The following is a 17598-nucleotide window of genomic DNA, read 5'->3' as shown; positions in this document are numbered from 1 at the left end:
GTATACCGCGTGTGCTGACTTGATTAATCGCATGCATACAGTATATCACACTTCCTACGTTATGGAAGACGCAGGAAACAGGCTCTCACCCCCGCCTTCACAGGCGGGGAACTCCCGCAGAGTTAGAGCCGCCACCAATAAAGTCAAAGCCACCTATTGGTTTCCGTATTTACAGTGATCCCGGAAAAGATTAAATATGCCTCGGCAGGACCCGCTACCTCGTAAAGCGAGAAAAAGGGGAAGGAATTATTCCAGATAGGTGTAGATTTTGCCTTTGTAGTTACGCAGGACGTATTTACCCTTTGCCTGGGAGAGGACGTAGTTAGGGCCTACCGGAATCTTACCGCCGCCTCCTGGCCCGTCGATAACATAAGTAGGCACGGCATAACCCGAGGTATGGCCCCTGAGTTTCTCGATAATATTTATCCCTACTGCCACAGGCGTACGGAAATGCTGGGTCCCTCTTACGGGGTCGCACTGATAGATATAGTATGGCCTGACCCTGATCTGTAAGAGTTCATGCACCAGGCGTTTCATCGCATAAGGCCGGTCATTTATGCCCTTTAAGAGGACAGTCTGGCTGCCTAAGGGTATGCCGGCGTCGGCCAACATATCGCAGGCAATCTTACAGCGTTTGGTAATTTCTTTGGGATGGTTAAAATGTATGCTCACCCAGATGGGCGCATATTTTTTAAGCATGTTCACCAGTTTTTCCGTAATACGGTGCGGTAAAGTTACGGGCACGCGGGTACCTATCCTTAAAAATTCCACGTGCGAGATACCGCGGATCTTCTGGATCAGGCTTTCAATCTCTTCATCCTCTAAGATAAAAGGGTCGCCGCCGGAAATCAGTACATCCCTGATCTTTTTGTTTGCTTTTATATATTCGACTGCCGCATCGAACCTGGAAGGAGAATCGCTCTCTGCGTGCTCTCCTACTAATCTGCGCCTGGTGCAGTGGCGGCAATACATGGCGCAGGATTCAGTAGCTAACAATAAAACTCTATCGGGATAGCGGTGCACAAGATGCGGTGCCGGAGAATCCCTGTCTTCGGCGCACGGGTCAACCATCTCGTGCGGAGACGCTGTGGATTCAAAAATTACAGGTACAGCCTGGCGCCGGAAAGGGCACTCGGGGTCTTCGGGGTCAATCAGGGTCGCCCAGTAAGGCGTAATCGCCATAGACAGCCTGCCGCTGGCCTTCTTTATGCCTTCTTCTTCCTCGCGGGTCAATTTTATCACCTCCGCGAGTTCCTCCCGGGAGCGGATGCGGTGCTTTAACTGCCAATGCCAATCTTCCCAGTCTAACGGGTTTACGTCTTTATACAAGCTGATCTGCTGGTAATCCTGCGGCCTTCTAGAGATACGCGTCTGTACTACGGTCTCTGCAAGCAACCTCTGGTGCTCTGCTACGCCTGTATTATTACTCATTTTTAACCGCCCTCCGTTCAGAGGCGCCCATTAATATGGCCTCAATAATATCTTCGTATTTCATACCGGCAGCATAAGCCATAACCGGAAAGTTTGACTCCGTAGGATTCAGCCCCGGCAAAGGATTTATTTCCAGTACATAAGGGATATTATCCTGGCTCAAACGTATGTCCGTGCGGGAAATATCGCAACAACCCACTGCCTGGTGAGTCTTTAGGGCCGTTTCTTTTACCAATTCCTCTGTTTCTCTATCTAACCTTGCCGGACAGTGGAAAGTAGGCACAAGGCCGAACTCTTTATTGCCCTGATATTCCTTCATACGCCAGGAATAAAAATATTCGCCGCTTTTTTTACAATTGGCAAAATCTATCTCTAGGATAGGTAATATTGTAGACTTACCGTTTTCTAAAATTCCTACGGTCAGCTCTTTCCCGTCGATAAACTCCTCAACCAGCACTTCCTGTTTATACGATTCCCGTATCTCTCTAATCTTATCTAAAAGTTCTGCCTTACCTTTAACCACGTTAGAGGCATTTATGCCTTTAGCCGAACCTTCGCGGTTAGGTTTTACTATAAGAGGAAATTTTAGTCCGGGATTCAATTCTTCGTTTCCTTTTGAAAAAACCTGAAAACAGGGGGTAGGTATATTTTCTGCCTTCAGTATTTTTTTAGTGAGGGCCTTATTCAGCGCTAAGGCCAGAGAAAAGGTATTTGAGCCGGTATACGGGATATCTAAATAGTCTAGTATCGCGGGTATCTCTGATTCGCGGAATTTTCCGCACTTGCCTTCTGCGATATTAAAAACCATATCTACGCGGTTCTTCCTGAAATAAGAAAATAACTGCGGTTGTTCGACATCCACCAGGTCAACCGTATGCCCTTTTTGTTTGAGCGCGCAGGATATGGCATCTATGGTTTCTTCGGAATCAAACTCCGAGAAATAATCTGCGGGCTTTGTCTCGTCTTTTTTCTTGAGGTTATAGGCAATGGCTATCTTCATCTTAATTCTCCCGCCTATCATTTAATCTGGTGGCGGGATCCCGTTTGGCGGGAAAATCGTACCTCTTAAGCGCGCTGTTTAATATTCTGCCGATTATCTCTTCGTAAGTAATTCCTATTTCCTTTGCCACCAGCATAAATACATCTTCCGTAGATAAAGAAGGCAGGGGGTTTATTTCTAATACATAAGGACGGCCGTCGTTATCTACCCTGAAATCCACCCTGCCGAAATCGCGGCATTCGACGGCATTGTATGTTTTTAAAGCCATTTCGGAAATCTTTTCCTTTAAATCATTGTTTATGCGCGCCGGACAAATATATTCCAGCCTGTCTGATTGAATACGCGCAAATGTATAAAATTTATCATTGAGTTTAAATCGCCCATCTATCTTTATCTGCACGATTGGCATAACTTCAGGCTGGTCGTTACCGACTATCGCAACCGTAAATTCCTCACCCCGGATAAACTCTTCGATTAGAGCGGGCTGCTTATAAGTATTCACTATATATTCAACCTGCTTTTTTAATTCTTGGGTATTTTCTACGCGGGAATTTTCGGTCAGGCCTTTGGATGAGCCTTCAAAACGCGGCTTTACGATCAGGGGGAACTTAAAATGGTTGGTATTCAATAGCGCCTCTGGCGCCTTTATTTCAAAAAACTTCGGGGTGGGAATCCCTTCGGCAATAAAAATCTTCTTTGCCATAATCTTGTCTAACGTCAGGCTCAATGTCAAGGCATCTGCCCCGACAAAAGGGATACCTGCCATTTCCAATAATATCGGCACCTGGGATTCCCTGTTCCTGCCGGACAACCCTTCAGAAATATTAAAAACAATATCTACGCCAAGATTATCTATCTTCTCAAGGAGATCTGAAACATTACCGATTCTTTTCACCTTAAAACCGCAGTCCTGGATAGCAGAGGCAATGACCTTTATGGTGGAAGGGGCGTCGAATTCGGCATTAGCATCCGGGGGATCGTCTTTTTTGAACTCGTAATCTGTCTTTAAATCGTAGGTTAAGCCGACTGTTTTCATCTGAATATAAAAAATAAGGGCTCCTTCATTTAAGAGCCCTGAATTCTTCGCCTACTTTTTTCAACTTAATTTATTTAACCTCCCAAAAGGCTTAAGAGATATATCCTAAATCTTGTATCTACATTCTTTTTTACCACAACATCTTGCTATTGTCAAGTATTTTTTGTTTTGGGATGAATTTACTGCCTTCCGTTTTATCGACGGGAAAATAAAAAAGCAACTATACAAAAGGGATTAATGAGCGGCGGGTTTAATTAATTTTCTTTTTTGAAAAGCGGATTTCAAGTTACAAATTCAACCCTGCCCCAACTGGCAAGGCAGCCTTTTATTATAATGACAACGCCTGATACCCCTTTTATCGACTTAGCAAAATCTACTGCCTTCTGTAAATCTTGCGCTGATTTGACGCGGTTTGCTACTGCCGTAGCTGCCGCGTCTGCCAAAGAAGCATTTTTGGATAAAATTGTCACGGCATCAGCCAAGCCAAAACTTAAAGAATGGCCTACGCTACCCGAAGAAGTACAAACGCCCAAAGGAGTATCCTCAGGCCTTATTTTCAATTTAAGCCCCTTGGATAACCTAAAACTCTCTCCGGCATAAATCCCTATCCTGTAATTTTTACGGACTGCTAAGAATATATCCCCGCCGTTCTCAATAATTATGTCTTTATAACCTTTCCTTAATAAACCCCTGCCCAAAAATTCAGCGATAGCGCCTGCTACTGCTGCCATCGGCCCGACATTGGCCAGGCAGGCTGCTTCAGCCATCTTCTTCACAATAGGCGCGGCATGAAGCTCTACCGCTATGGGTTTTAGCGTCGTTAAGAATCTTCTGTCTTTAGCTATATAGCCTTCGATATCACGGCGGTAGGAATTAATCTTATTTTTAACAAAATCCTTATCCAGAATCTTATTACTAAAAATCTGCAAATCCGTCTCTTCTACTACTATATGCGAAAGATACAGACTTTTACTATTTACCCAATCCCGATAAAACCGTCTTTGATATTTATTGGTTTTCATTTAACAGATACGCGGCAGGGGTTCGCTAGTGAGCATATCTACGATGCGCTGCGTACCGACAATGGTCTTCAGTACCACCGTCGCCTTAGGCTGCCTTGTCACTACTCCGATTTCCTGCGCATTCCTGCCTAAAGGATGCTTCCTCAATAAGGTTAAAACTTTATCAGCACCGTCTGGACTAACTACCATTACTGCGTTTCCTTCGTTGGCGATGTATAAGGGGTCTATCCCCAATAATTCAGAAGCCACCTTGACTTTTGCGGATATGGGTATGCTTTTTTCATCGATAATAATACCCAGCCGGCGAGACTGCGCAATTTCATTTAGGGTAGTAGCTATTCCGCCGCGGGTAGGGTCGCGCATAAATTTTACGGAATCCGTCCTCTTGAGTATGGGCAGGATTAAATCGTTTAAGGCAGCGCAGTCGCTCTTTATATTAAACCCCAAGCTGAGCTCTTTTCTCTTGGCTAATACCGCTAAGCCGTGCCGGGCAATGCCTCCGGTGAGAATAATCTTATCCGCCGGCTCTATGTTTTTTACGCAGAGTTTCTTATTTTTAAGAATCCTGCCAATGCCGCAGGTATTGATAAATATTTTATCGCAGGCGCCTCTTTCCACTACCTTGATATCGCCGGTTACAATACAAACGCCGGCTCTGTTGGCATGAAAAGAAAGAGAATCTACAACCTTTTCTAATATACCGTAATCCAGCCCCTCTTCCAGGATAAACGCCAAAGAAAGATATTCGGGGACAGCGCCGGAGACCACCAAATCATTTATCGTCCCGCAGACCGCGAGTTTTCCGATATCGCCTCCAGGGAAAAACAAGGGGCTGACGACAAAAGAATCGGTGCTAAAAGCAAGCTTCTCTTTATAGTTTATCCTTGCGCTATCAGAGAGCTCTTTTAATATGGGGTTATGCAGCTTTTTAAGAAATAGCCCTTTGATCAGGCTGTGCATTAACTCACCGCCGCTGCCATGGCCTAATAATATTTTGTTAGAAAACATAGAATTTTATATTTTGGGCGATAGTTTCTGTGTAACGTTAAATGTGTAACGTGTAATGTAGGTTTAATATTTTACCGTGTAATGCAAGTGTTTTTCCCATTACACCTGTCTTTTGCATTACACCCGCTTTACACATTACACTTTACACATTACACAAATTTAACAATTTATGTAACATTTACGCCGTTATCCAAAAGGTCTTTCTTTAATTGCTCTATCCCTGTGAAGGTAAAACTGCGTATGCCTAAGCGGCAGGCGCCCTCTATTAATTCCGAGCGGTCATCAGTATAAAAGACCTCCGGGGCAGAAGCCTTCAGGACATTCAACGCCTCTTGATATATAGAAGGATGCGGTTTTCTGAATCCCGATTCGTAAGAAGTAATCACGGTGTGGAAGGCATCAAACACGGAAAAATTCTTTTTTAGATAATCAAAGTGCAGGATATTTATATTGGACAAAAGCACAACCTTATAGCGCTTCTTTAAGGATTTGGCCAAAGCGTATACCGCCTGATTTTTTTCGCTTAAAAAGAATATCTCATTCCAGATAGGCAAAAACCCGTTATAATCTAATTTCAGATCGAGCGTTTCTTTTACCTTTAAGAAGAATTCCCGGGAGGAAATCTTCCCTTCCTCGAATAGCCCTGTGAGTTTGGAATCAAAGAAGAGATCAAATATCTCCTGGGCTGTTTTTGGGGTGAATCGGGATATTTTTTTTGCCGCTATTCTATGGTCAAAATCTACCACGACATTACCCAAATCAAATATTATGGCCTTTACTCTATTATTGCCTGTCAATTGTTCCCCTCTTTTTTCTTTTTGAATAAATCCAGGAACCTGTCTTCATATTCTTTATACACATTCCATTTATCAAGTTCGGTTTTAAGCTCATTGGCGCGCGAGATATCAGCCCTGGCCTGGCTGAAGAGTTTCTCGATATTTTCTTTTATCGAAACCGGTAGTTTCGTCAGCTGCGTCAAGGATTTTTTTATCTTTTCTATATCTTCTTCGCTGATCGGCCCAATAGGCGCGCCTAATTTAAGATAGTCCAGGAGCTTGTTGATTTCACCTTCCATAATATGCGCTTCTTCGTTAAGTTCAGAAAAATCTATTTTTATGTTGAGTATTTTAGCTAATGCCTCAAGGGTAGCGCCGCAGGCCCTGGGATTTTCAATCTGAATGGTATAAAGCGGTATCTCGCCCAAAAGGCAAAAACCATCAAAGCCCTCCCTTTTAGCTATCCCCAGGAATAGCCCGTTCATACCGCTGATCTGGCCTTCGGCTAGAAGCCGCAGGTTATGTTTCTTTAAGCTATCGGCCACCTCTCTTGAAGTAGCGGCAAACCATACCTTTGACGGCTGCGTATGATCGATTGCCTGCGGCATAGCCGCAAGGCTGATTACTGCTTTTACCCTCAAACTCCTGGCAACGGAAATAATCCTTTTACAGTAATCCTCTGCCTTTGCCAGATCCGGCTGGGCATTACTGATGAAAATAATCAAATCATTCCCTTCGGGCTTTCCGCCGGAATTCCTGGCGGACCCGCCGATCTTTGTGGCGGGATTTTTCCAATAATAGAATCTGCCAAAAGGCAGTTCCGGGACCTTCAGGATGCCCTCTGTGACAATGCTCTCCGTAAGATAGAAAAAATCTTCCGGAGGCACCTGGGCAAACTCTTCGGCTTTAAGTTTATGCACCAGGTGCGTCGCTGCCTTAAAAGCCACCTCTCCCATGCCCGGCCAGGCAGCGATAAAATAAGGCTTCTTTAATTTAGGATTCTTAGAAAATTTTATGCCTTCCATATATTTCTCCCTTCAAGCATTAAACTGATAAATTTTTAAAAATTCTTCCAATACCAAAGCGCCTTTATATAGATTATCGGCTTTTACGTATTCGTCTGTCGTATGGGCGCAGCCTGAGCATCCGAAACCAGTGGCAATCGCCGGTATGTTTTTATCCTGAAAAAAAGTGATGGTAGTAGCCCCTTCTGAACCTTTTATAGGGGAGGGAACTTTTATCTTCTTTGCCGCGGCCATAAAATATTCTACCAGGGGATGTCTTTTATCTATCTGATAAGGCTTTTGCATCCCTTCTATCTCTACCTTGAATTTAGGGTCCCGTTTTCGGATAATATTTTTTACGCCCTGTAAAATGATTCTTGGCGACATACCCGGGAGGAACCGTAAGTCTAACTCAAATTCGCACCAATCAGCTACGATATTTACCTTATCCCCGCCTTTTATGGTGCCGACATTTAAAGTAGGGGGCCTTAGATATTTATTTTTGGCGAAGGCGAATCTGTATACCTTTAATGCCTTGATTATGTCGATAGCGGCATCTATGGCATTAACGCCCTGCCAGGGATAAGCGCCGTGCGCCTTTTTACCCTGTATTTTTACTTTTAAATGCATGAGCCCTTTTTGGGCAATGATAATATCAAAATCGTCGGAATCTAAAACAACTGCTGCGTTTGGCCTGAGTATTCTCTTATCCAATAAAGGGATTAGCCCGAATGATGAACCGCTTTCTTCATCAGCCGTGGCTGCAAAAATCAGATTATAACCTAAGGTTGCGCCGTCTTCAACAATACTATTTATTGCCTCTAAGCTGCAGGCTAGATTTCCTTTGCAGTCAGTAGCGCCTAAACCGTAAATCCTTCCGGAGCGTACCTCGGCCGCAAAAGGAGAAAAATGCCAATTCTTGCCGCAGGGCACGGTGTCTAAGTGCGGGGTGATTAATAATGAGCGCTTTTTATCAACGCCCTCCAAAAACGCTACCACATTCGAGCGCCTCTTTCTAAAACCATAAATTTTTGTTTTTAATCCCAACCTATCGAGATAATTTTTTACAAAAACAGCGATTCTGTATTCGTCCCCGGGAGGATTCTCCGAATTTATCCGGATTAATTTCCGGGTAAGTTTTATAAGGCGTTTTTTATTTATCATTATTTTAAGGCGCTTTAAGGAAGGTTAAAAGCTGTAATTCAAGCTAAATGCTACGGCCTCGCTGTCAAACAGCTGGCCTTCTAAATTAACCCAGGTTTTTTGCGTAAGAGGCAAATCCAGGCCTAAAATTAAACCAATGCTTTTGGTGCGGTCAGACATCTTGCGCTTTTTGTCACCGGCTACTGTATGAATGTAGTCTATCCTGGACCATCTTGTCCCTAAATAGGGCGTAAATTTTTTTCCCGCCCATTGTTTAATAGATGGCGGGATCCCGCTTTTGCGGGAAAAATCATAAGAAACCAATAGAGAAGCCTGCCAGTCGTCTAATATCGCCTGATTCTTGACTGTCCCTAAATGGGTACTCTTAGGATGCACGCTGATGTGCTGGAAACCAAAAACCATTTTCAGATTTCCTTTATCGTAAAGCCTTAAACGCAGGCCATAACCGCCGGCAAACCCGGTGCGATAATCAACCTCGTCGCTTGTTGTGGGGCGCTGTTTGATATTGCCCGCCCCTCCTTTTAAATCTATAGAGAGCCAGTCGTATACGCCGTAGGAGAGAAGGAGAAAATTTTGAAAGCTTCTTACTTTTCCGTATTCGTTTTCCAGGTATCTTTTAAAAATAGTGTGGGTCTGGACCCCGGTAAAGAACTCTTTTTTCTCGGGCATTTTTGTCCCATAGCAGGGGGCTGCGTAAATAAAATTCCAAGCACCAAGCACCAAATTACAAACAATTACCAGTGGACAAATAACCAATGACCAAAATATAAGTTTAGAATTTTGGACATTGGATATTTGAATTTGTTTGTGATTTGTAATTTGTAATTTGTAATTTATTATCTTAACGGGCATATTTCACATCTCGGTTTATTCTTCAGGCAGAACTCCTTGCCTAATTTTACCAGCAGGGCGTGGTATTCATTAAATAATTTTACGCTTTTCTTTAGATTCTGCATAAATAAATTTTGCGTTTGGTGATAATCGGCGCCCTCCGGGATAAAGCGGTGGCGCGAGAGTATCCTTCTGGTATAGGCATCTACCACGAAAACAGGCTTATTTAATGCATAGAGTAATATGGAATCCGCGGTCTCAGGGCCTATGCCTTTTACGCCAAGCAACTGATTACGCAAAGCCAGGGTATCCGAATTTAACATCCCTTCCAAGCCCTGATAATATTTGAGGAAAAACCTTAAAAAAATTTTCAACCTCTCTGCTTTAATATTGTAGTAACCAGCCGGCCTTATCAGCAAGGCCAGCCTTTTAGAAGAGAGCTTGTAGAGTTTATCTGCCGTCAAGACCTTGTGTTTTTTGAGATTATTTATTGCCTTTTCTACGTTCAGCCAGCTGGTATTCTGGGTGAGGATTGCCCCGACCATAACCTCAAAAGGGCTATCTCCCGGCCACCAATGCTGCGGCCCGAAATAAGAATACAGCTTTTTATAAATGAGATTAAGCTTAGGCTTCATTGCTTAAGCTCTAAGGGATTATAGTTATAGTAGGCAAACAGGGCATAAACAGTCCCTGCCACCGAACCCGTGGATTCGCCCTTAGGAGTCATCCATCCATGGCCTGTATCTACAAAATCCTGCGTGGCGTAAGGAAGGCAGCTTTCGCCTTGGCCGGAGGGAGAAGGGCTAGAGATAATCATATTGCCTAATTGGTTGAGGTAATCGTCGGCTTTCAGGGCATATGACCTGGCCTTAGCAACCATATCTTTCTTATAATAAAAATCTGCCATGATTTTAAAGGCGATGACCATCTGGCCGGTCCACTCCGAAGAAACCACGCCCCCCCTGGCGAGGTGTCTTTGCGGGGCAAAATCAAAACCCTTCACTTTTACGGTTTGCCCCTCGGGCCTCTGATAAGAAACTTCGACACCACAATTTTTTTCCGCAAATTCCACGATCATACCGGGATTCATGCCTAATTCTTCTAATTTTTCCGGGCCGATGGCGGCAATGGACCAGGCATAGGTATCGGTAGCAATAGTCGAATCCCCCTTGCCGCGCTTAATAGGGATGTCGGCCTTATCATAAGTATGCTTGGTTAACCAGGCTAATATTTTATCCCTGGCATCAAGATATCTTTTCTTGGCCGTGATTTTATAGAGCATGTTAAAAAACGCGTAGGCATCAAGGTTGTGCTCGGTGGCATACCAGGTTGCGTTCGGCCCGCCGCGTAAGCCTCCCTCGCTATCCTGATTCTGTAAATCCATTATATCTGAAGCGATCTCTTCGGCTGTTTTCAAATAGTTATGGTCCTGGCTCTTTTGGGTATATTGCAATATGGCTATACCCAGCCAAATATTGGGGCCGCTATGTACAATAGCCTCCGCAGGGTTTCCGTCATTGACATAATATGCGTTATAAAAACTCCTTCCCTGCCGTTTTGCCTTCTTAGCAAAGAAGTCTAACATTCTTCTTGCCCGCTCAAAATCGGAAAAGTTTGTATAGGCCTGAGCTACCAGGGACTGGTCATAAGTAAACCCCAAATTGGCCATATCGTTATCCCCCTCAAAACTCATCACCAGGCCCGTGTGCGGATTCTGATGTACTTTTAACCACTGGTACATCTTGTCCAGGTTTGCCTTCTCTAGGGTAGCCTTCTTCTGGTCCAAGCGCAGGAGGTCTTCGGTAACCTTGTTTTCTTTATGTTGTACGGCGATTAGTTGTTCCTGCAGGATAGCCTTTTCCCGGGTCAACTGCTCCAGCAAACTATTGAATTCTCCTATCTTCTTGGCTGTTTCGCTCTCCTTAAACTTAACCTTCTCCTCCAACTTTGCTTTTTCCTCTAATCGAATCTTTTCACTTAAGGCGCCCTTTTCGTCCTCTACTGTCTGCATACGCAGCTCTAGCGCCTGAATCTTCAATTGCAAGTCTTCCCTTTCCTTATTTATCTGTTTTATCGTCTGTTTAGCAACGCTGGACTCCTGTAAAATATTGACCAGTTGTTCAACGAGGACCTTATTGCCTTTGATTAGTTTTAGGTTTATGTAGCTTCCGGCGGCAAAGCCTAAGCCGAGTATAAAAATTATAGTAAACACAACCGGGGCAAATAATCTTTTTGTTATTGCGTAACGTATCAACCGGCTGTTCGCCGAAGAGGCAATTTCTTCGTAACTTAATCCTATAAGGTGTTTATCAGGCTGCGTGGCTATATCTTTAACCCATGTCACCTTTGCGGATGCTGATGCCGGATTTATTGCCAGGGGTATTTCTATATTCAAAGCCAGCTTCACCTGCCGGCCCTTGACGAGGTTAACCAATTCGGGTTTTAAATTATTGACCGAAAGGCATATGCCGCCTTTACTGATATTATTAGTAAAACCCTGCAGCCAATCAGAAAATTCCTGCTTGCCATCGAGGCTTAAGATGCGGAATTGCACGGGGAATACCGAGTCCAACCTGATATACTGCCTGCGTTCTTGCCCCAGGGGGTCCTTCTTGGGTGCCATCTTTATCCTTTCTCCAGAACTATCCTCTGCTTGATCTTCTTGGCCAGGCCTTCAAAGAAAACTTTAAAATCGGGGTATTCCTTTTCGGGAACAATACTCTTTTTTAATTCTATCCTCTGCCTAAAGTATATCTTATTATTTTTTTGGTTATATTCAACTATAAATTTAAACCATGGGGAATCTTCCAAAACGCCCGGCGGCATATGACTTACGCTGAAATACTGCGGGATTTCTATTTCGACGGCGGCCTCTTCAATATCTAAAACGGAGAAGTCTATCGGGTATTTACGGTTATCTTTTGCCGTTAGCGTTGTATCCAGGTGAGCCAACTGCGGCATAATCCTATTCTCTCCGGCAACGGTAAAGTACTCCGGGCCCTTAAAGGAATATCTTAATACTACCGGCGTATTAAGATCGGATACGTTTTCTATATTATATTTATCCAGCGTTGCCCCTATGGAGATAGACTGTATTCTCTCTTTCAGCGCCTCGCGAATCAGCTCCGGAGGCGTATAAAGTATCCAATACCTCTGCGCCTGGTCATAAATTCCATAAGTAAAAATAGCTCCTTCAACGGCTATACTCTCATCGCTGTTAATTTTAACCATGAGTTCCTGTTTTTTAAGGTTGTGGCTGGCCGGATATAGCGGCGTATCCAGGATTTGATAACCGTTTTCTTTGACTATTAACGCCGCGCGGCCCTGGTCATCTTCCGGCAGGTCGCCGAAGGGGCAAGTCTGGGCAGTAGGGTCCATAAAAATAATTTTATCTTTTAGCTCCACCGCGGCAATACAATGATTGAAAAACATCGCCGGGAAATCTTCGTTTAAAGCATAGGACGCCCTGGTTGGTATAAGCACCGGCCAGGCGGAAAGGCCCGCCTCCTTTAATATAGTCACTAAGAGTATTGCCTGGTCTTTACAGTCGCCGTATTTATTCCGGAAAATATCCGCGGCTGGGTGCGGTTCATAGCCTGCCTGCCCGTATTCTACCGCTACGTAACGGATTTTTTGGGCGCAAAAATTATAAATTGTCTTGGCCTTTTCTTCTTCGGAACCGCAATTTACAGTTAATTCCCGGACCTTACTTTTTATGGCTGAATCCGCCCTGATCGTTTCCTGCGCCAGTTTCCACCACCAGGCATAAACCTCCTGCCAGGACGAAAATGTAGAGGCAAGGACCGAAGGATTTATTTGCGCATCCGGCGGCATATTGGATTCAGGGATGATTTGAGGAATATCCTTAAAATGCCAGCCGTAAATCAAACGGCCATCCTCTTGCTGCGGCTGGCACTTGAGATTGGCGCCAAAATCATTATATTTATCGTTTAATGTCTTTATGTGTAACGGCTTGTCTTTAGGTAAAACAATGCTAAAATGTGCCGTCATAATCGGCTCTTGCGCCTGCAGCGGGTAAACGGTAAAAAAATCTTTTTTATTAATCAGTTGATTGCGCAGGATCTTTACTTTATATTCTATACTTGCGCCTTCGGTGATCTCTGGGAAAGAAATTATATAAACGCGCGCGTTACTGTAAAGGGGAAAGTTCAAATATTTGGAAACATCGCGTATATGGCGGCTGCCTACCTCTACGACCGTGCCATCCGGCTTGATGATACGGGCATACTCCAATTCCACCTTCTCATAGGTAGAATCATACTCTATCTGGCTTTCTGAGAATTCCTCCTTGCCTCTTTCGTTTAGAATTTTGACTAAGTAGCGCAGGGTTGAAACCTGGGTATTCTGCGCGGTAACCTCTATTCTTTCATCGCAGAATAATACAAGCGCCCCTGCCTGCGGGTATTCAGCCTGCGTGGGTGCAGCCTTTAAAATATCGTAAACTTCAGGGTCGATATCTTTTATCTGCCTGGGCACTGATGCCTTCTCGATAATGTCTATCCGTTCCATGGCAAGGGGGGAGAATTCTTTACCCTGTATCTTCTTATAAAGGGCGAGTGCCGTGTCAAAGAGGTTTAGTTTTTCGCAGGTTAAGCCATAATAATAGAGATATTCATCGTCGCTGCTTTTCTCCTTGGCAAAGGCCTCCAGCGCGTCGGTAAAATTACCCATCCGATAATAGGCAATCGCCAGAAATTTCTTTGCCTCGGGGTAATCGGCCTGCTTAAATTCTTCTATTGCCTGTTTTAATTCTCCCTGATTATAGTATAACCGGCCCAACTCAAAACGCAACCTGGCTGAATCCTTGTCTTTAGCAATTAAATCTTTATAGAGGCTGACCGCGCGCTGATAATAATTTTCGGATGCCTTAAGATAATCCTGTGCCTGCTGTACTTCATCTTTTTGCGCGCAGCCGGATAAAATTCCAATAACCAAACACCAAATTACAAACAATGTCCAATGACCAAAACTTATAGGCTTGGAATTTGGAAATTGAGATTTGGAAATTGTTTGGGATGTGGAATTTGGGATTCGGGATTTAAATTTTGTTAAATTATTTTCTATATTTATAATACGCACTGCAAGCTCCTTCGTTTGAGACCATACAGGGGCCTATGGGGTGCTCCGGACAACAGGCCTTTGAGAATAAGGGGCATACTTGCGGAGAAATCAGGCCTTTTAAAACATCGCCGCATCGGCATTTTGGTCGTTGGTCGTTGGTCGTTGGTCGTTGGTCGTTAAAAGAGAAATTTTTCTCGGCGTCAAATAGGGAGAATTCGTCTTTTATCTTAAGCCCGCTATCAGGGATTTTGCCTAAGCCGCGCCAGGAAGCAGAAGATACTTTAAAGACCCGGGAAATAACTTTTTTGGCGGCCGGATTTCCCTGCGGGCTTACTGCGCGCGTATATTGATTTTTAAGGCAGGGCTTATGCCTGAGGAATTGCTGTATGAGAAAGTAAATACCTTCTAAAATATCCAAAGGCTCAAAACCTGTGATACAGCAGCCTATTTTATATTTTTTTAGGATAAATTCGTATGCCTGGGTGCCGATGATACAGGAGACATGCCCCGGGCAGAGAAAACCAGAGAGTTTTAACCTTTTATCCCTGGCCAGATAATCCATTGCCGGCGGAATCAGCTTCAGCGAAGATAGAAAAAAAAGGTTCTTTAAATTCTGTTTCTTCGCCGAAAGAAGGCTCAAGGCTATAGTAGGGGCTGTAGTTTCAAAGCCTACGGCTAAAAATATCACTTTTTTAAGTGGGCTCTGCCGGGCAACCGTCAGGCTATCCAGCGCAGAATAAACTATCCTGACATTGCCATTTTTGGCGCGTTCTTTCTCCAGGCTGGATTTTGTGCCGGGGACCCGCAGCATATCCCCAAAGGTCAGAATCAGGTTATCTTTATCTTGAGCGAGCTGTATTGCCCGGTCAATGTATTCCTGGGGGCTGACGCATACCGGGCATCCCGGCCCGGAGATTAATTTTAAATTATCCGGGAGGAGCTTATCCAGGCCGAATCTGAAAAAATTCTGCGTATGCGTGCCGCAAACCTCCATAATATTTATATTCTGGCGCGGCATGATAGAATTTATTCTCTGCGAAATTTTATTAATCAGCCCGATATCGCGGAATTCATCAACGTATCTCATCTACTAACCTAAGGGTCTCCTTTGCCTTGCCCGGGTCTAATTTCTCTATGGCAAAGCCGGCATGGACAATGATATAATCCCCGGCTTTTGCCCGCGGCAACATCTGGATATTGGCCCTGCGTATAAGCCCGCCTGCTTCCACTTCGGCAAACTCACCGCTAATACTTTTTATTCTCATGGGAATAGCCAGGCACATCTCTTAATCCCTGAAATTCGCTATCGCTGCCTGCCCCAAAGAAATACCGGAATCATTAGAAGACAGCTTATTATGCGTAAATACCCGAAAATCTTCCTTATATAATAAATCCAAAACCATTCTAAGTAAAAGGTTATTTTGAAAAACGCCTCCGGATAAAACTACTGTATTTATTTTATTTTCTTTTCTTAAAATCAGGCACATCTTTCTGGCCATTTGCGCTATCGTCAGATGGAACCGGTAAGCAACCTTCTCTCTTGGTTCCCTGTTTTTTAAATCTGCGATTATTTCTTTAAACATTAGGGCAGGGTCTAGAATATACGTATCATTGTCTTTACTGATTTTAAATTTATAGCTTATGGCTGATAGCTTACAGCTTACAGCTATTTTTTCTAACTCCATGGCTAATTCTGCTTCGAATTTAGCCTCGGCCTTGCCTAAGACGAGGCTTGCTGCGGCGTCAAAGAGCCGGCCCATACTGCTGGTTAAGGGAGAATTGAAGCCCGCTAAATACATCTTTTTTAAAACCCCCCACTTCTCCCGTTTTATTTTTTTTAGTAAATCCAGCCCTAAATTTAGGAATCTATCTTTATATATCAGGTAAAGCCAGATAATAGCCAGCCTGATAGGTTCTGATATTGCTCTCTCTGCGCCTAAGAGGGGAATTTCTTTTAAATGCGCCGCCCTTTTAAAGTTTTTATAATTACAAATAAAAAATTCCCCGCCCCAGAGCCGGTTATCAGCGCCTAACCCTGTGCCATCAAAGGCCACGCCAATTACTTTTTGATTCTTAAGGCTATTTTCAACCATGCAGGAAGCAATGTGGGCGTGGTGGTGCTGGATAAGCTGTAAGCTGTAAGCTGTAAGCTGTAAGTTTTGGCCGTATTTAGTGGATTGATATTCAGGATGCAGATCACAAGCAATAATCTTGGGGTTCTTTTTCAAGAAATATTTTACACTTTTCTCAAAACTAAAAAAATCTCCCGGATTATTTAAATCTGCATGTAAAGGGCTCATATATGCATAATTACCCCGGGTGAAACAAACCCTGTTTTTTTTCTGCGGCCCCAAGGCCAAAACCGCTTTTTTTATCTTAAAGGGAAGTTTTATTTTTTTAAGTTCCACGTGTTAGTAAAGAATGGTATTCTTGCATAAAAAACCGGGTAATTCTATACCTGCCTGTGCCTTTGCCGGCCCTCTGTTTTTCTACGGCTGCCAAAGGCATAATCCCCAGCAGAGAATTAGTCAGGAATGCCTCATCAGCAGCATACAAATCGGGTAGGCTAAGATTACCCTCATACGCCTTAATATGATATTTTTTTGCCAGGTCCAATACGGCCTTACGGGTAATGCCGTTTAAACAACCGCATTCTAAGGCAGGCGTCCATAATTCCTGATTTTTTACTAAGAATATGTTAGTACTGCTGCCTTCACAAATATAACCTCTGGGGTTCAAGATAACCGACTCGTCAAAACCCTGCTCTTTCGCCTGCTGGTAAGCTAACCTGTATAAAAGATAACTGGTCGTCTTAAGCTGCGCTAAATGAGAACCCTCGTTTTGCCTGAAGGAAGAAACGCAGGCACGAAAACCATTTTTATACTTTGCGTAACTATAGGGGCAATATTTTTTGACGCTGACCAGAGTATCTGCCCCCGCCGCGAATTTCCAAAGAGTCAACCTGACGCGGGCATCCGTAAAAGCATTGGTTTTCACTGTCTCCTGGATAATCCCTTTTAATTTATTCCGGGAATAAGGCATGTTTATGCCGATTAATTTACAGGAACGGTTAATTCTTTCTAAATGCGCATTAAAATAAACTATCTTCTCATGATATGCGCGCATCGTTTCAAATAACCCCCAGCCGTATAAAAATCCGGGCGTTAAAATTGATATTTTCGCCTCACGCAAAGGTAAAAACTTACCATTTAAAAAAATGATTTCTTTCATTCTACGGTTCGTT

Annotated in this window: 16 protein-coding genes; all 16 read right to left on the bottom strand. The window is 43.7% G+C overall.

The window, feature by feature from the left end; all coding sequences use genetic code 11:
• Positions 1-246: 246 nt before the first annotated feature.
• Complete coding sequence (locus PHV44_04560; protein ID MDD5592553.1) at positions 247-1431, bottom strand: KamA family radical SAM protein; 1185 nt, start codon at positions 1429-1431, stop codon at positions 247-249.
• The gene (locus PHV44_04555) at positions 1424-2431 is read right to left on the bottom strand and encodes an ATP-grasp domain-containing protein (protein ID MDD5592552.1); all 1008 of its coding nucleotides are present in this window, start codon (positions 2429-2431) and stop codon (positions 1424-1426) included. Before PHV44_04555 ends, PHV44_04560 begins: the two co-directional genes overlap by 8 nt.
• A gap of 1 nt (position 2432) precedes the next feature.
• Positions 2433-3467 (bottom strand): ATP-grasp domain-containing protein, encoded by a 1035-nt coding sequence (locus tag PHV44_04550; protein MDD5592551.1) that lies wholly within the window; start codon positions 3465-3467, stop codon positions 2433-2435.
• A 281-nt stretch (positions 3468-3748) separates the two neighbouring features.
• Positions 3749-4489, bottom strand: coding sequence for a UPF0280 family protein (locus PHV44_04545; GenBank protein ID MDD5592550.1), 741 nt, complete (start codon positions 4487-4489; stop codon positions 3749-3751).
• Positions 4490-5497, bottom strand: coding sequence for a hydrogenase expression/formation protein HypE (gene hypE, locus PHV44_04540; protein ID MDD5592549.1), 1008 nt, complete (start codon positions 5495-5497; stop codon positions 4490-4492).
• 167 nt (positions 5498-5664) lie between these two features.
• The gene (locus PHV44_04535; GenBank protein ID MDD5592548.1) at positions 5665-6294 is read right to left on the bottom strand and encodes an HAD hydrolase-like protein; all 630 of its coding nucleotides are present in this window, start codon (positions 6292-6294) and stop codon (positions 5665-5667) included.
• Positions 6291-7298, bottom strand: a complete 1008-nt coding sequence (locus PHV44_04530) for a PAC2 family protein (protein ID MDD5592547.1) — start codon at positions 7296-7298, stop codon at positions 6291-6293. Before PHV44_04530 ends, PHV44_04535 begins: the two co-directional genes overlap by 4 nt.
• 12 nt (positions 7299-7310) lie before the next feature.
• The gene (locus PHV44_04525; GenBank protein MDD5592546.1) at positions 7311-8441 is read right to left on the bottom strand and encodes a M20 family metallopeptidase; all 1131 of its coding nucleotides are present in this window, start codon (positions 8439-8441) and stop codon (positions 7311-7313) included.
• Positions 8442-8465: 24 nt separating this feature from the next.
• Positions 8466-9110, bottom strand: coding sequence for a hypothetical protein (locus PHV44_04520; GenBank protein MDD5592545.1), 645 nt, complete (start codon positions 9108-9110; stop codon positions 8466-8468).
• Between the two features lie 167 nt (positions 9111-9277).
• Positions 9278-9907, bottom strand: coding sequence for an endonuclease III domain-containing protein (locus PHV44_04515; GenBank protein ID MDD5592544.1), 630 nt, complete (start codon positions 9905-9907; stop codon positions 9278-9280).
• Positions 9904-11895: a PilZ domain-containing protein gene (locus PHV44_04510; GenBank protein MDD5592543.1), complete on the bottom strand. Its 1992-nt coding sequence runs from the start codon at positions 11893-11895 to the stop codon at positions 9904-9906. The genes PHV44_04515 and PHV44_04510 overlap by 4 nt, the downstream gene beginning before the upstream one ends.
• Positions 11896-11897: 2 nt before the next feature.
• Positions 11898-14228, bottom strand: a complete 2331-nt coding sequence (locus tag PHV44_04505) for a DUF3857 domain-containing protein (protein ID MDD5592542.1) — start codon at positions 14226-14228, stop codon at positions 11898-11900.
• A gap of 118 nt (positions 14229-14346) precedes the next feature.
• Complete coding sequence (gene hypD, locus PHV44_04500; protein MDD5592541.1) at positions 14347-15441, bottom strand: hydrogenase formation protein HypD; 1095 nt, start codon at positions 15439-15441, stop codon at positions 14347-14349.
• Positions 15428-15637: a HypC/HybG/HupF family hydrogenase formation chaperone gene (locus tag PHV44_04495; GenBank protein MDD5592540.1), complete on the bottom strand. Its 210-nt coding sequence runs from the start codon at positions 15635-15637 to the stop codon at positions 15428-15430. Before PHV44_04495 ends, hypD begins: the two co-directional genes overlap by 14 nt.
• A 3-nt stretch (positions 15638-15640) precedes the next feature.
• Positions 15641-16762, bottom strand: a complete 1122-nt coding sequence (locus PHV44_04490; GenBank protein ID MDD5592539.1) for a hypothetical protein — start codon at positions 16760-16762, stop codon at positions 15641-15643.
• On the bottom strand, positions 16752-17585 hold the full coding sequence (locus PHV44_04485) for an aminotransferase class IV (GenBank protein MDD5592538.1): 834 nt from the start codon (positions 17583-17585) through the stop codon (positions 16752-16754). Before PHV44_04485 ends, PHV44_04490 begins: the two co-directional genes overlap by 11 nt.
• Positions 17586-17598 lie beyond the last annotated feature (13 nt).

The sequence above is a fragment of the Candidatus Omnitrophota bacterium genome (assembly GCA_028717245.1).
Taxonomy (GTDB): Bacteria; Omnitrophota; Gorgyraeia; order Gygaellales; family Profunditerraquicolaceae; genus JAGUYA01.
Note: the sequence above shows the minus strand (reverse complement) of the source record. Positions and strands in the feature narration are given on the sequence as shown.

Bases quoted from the DNA above. Each gene is read 5' to 3' on its own strand.
- PHV44_04560 (MDD5592553.1), bottom strand. From the start codon at position 1,431: ATGAGTAATAATACAGGCGTAGCAGAGCACCAGAGGTTGCTTGCAGAG.
- PHV44_04555 (MDD5592552.1), bottom strand. From the start codon at position 2,431: ATGAAGATAGCCATTGCCTATAACCTCAAGAAAAAAGACGAGACAAAG.
- PHV44_04550 (MDD5592551.1), bottom strand. From the start codon at position 3,467: ATGAAAACAGTCGGCTTAACCTACGATTTAAAGACAGATTACGAGTTC.
- PHV44_04545 (MDD5592550.1), bottom strand. From the start codon at position 4,489: ATGAAAACCAATAAATATCAAAGACGGTTTTATCGGGATTGGGTAAAT.
- hypE (MDD5592549.1), bottom strand. From the start codon at position 5,497: ATGTTTTCTAACAAAATATTATTAGGCCATGGCAGCGGCGGTGAGTTA.
- PHV44_04530 (MDD5592547.1), bottom strand. From the start codon at position 7,298: ATGGAAGGCATAAAATTTTCTAAGAATCCTAAATTAAAGAAGCCTTAT.
- PHV44_04525 (MDD5592546.1), bottom strand. From the start codon at position 8,441: ATGATAAATAAAAAACGCCTTATAAAACTTACCCGGAAATTAATCCGG.
- PHV44_04520 (MDD5592545.1), bottom strand. From the start codon at position 9,110: ATGCCCGAGAAAAAAGAGTTCTTTACCGGGGTCCAGACCCACACTATT.
- PHV44_04515 (MDD5592544.1), bottom strand. From the start codon at position 9,907: ATGAAGCCTAAGCTTAATCTCATTTATAAAAAGCTGTATTCTTATTTC.
- PHV44_04510 (MDD5592543.1), bottom strand. From the start codon at position 11,895: ATGGCACCCAAGAAGGACCCCCTGGGGCAAGAACGCAGGCAGTATATC.
- hypD (MDD5592541.1), bottom strand. From the start codon at position 15,441: ATGAGATACGTTGATGAATTCCGCGATATCGGGCTGATTAATAAAATT.
- PHV44_04495 (MDD5592540.1), bottom strand. From the start codon at position 15,637: ATGTGCCTGGCTATTCCCATGAGAATAAAAAGTATTAGCGGTGAGTTT.
- PHV44_04485 (MDD5592538.1), bottom strand. From the start codon at position 17,585: ATGAAAGAAATCATTTTTTTAAATGGTAAGTTTTTACCTTTGCGTGAG.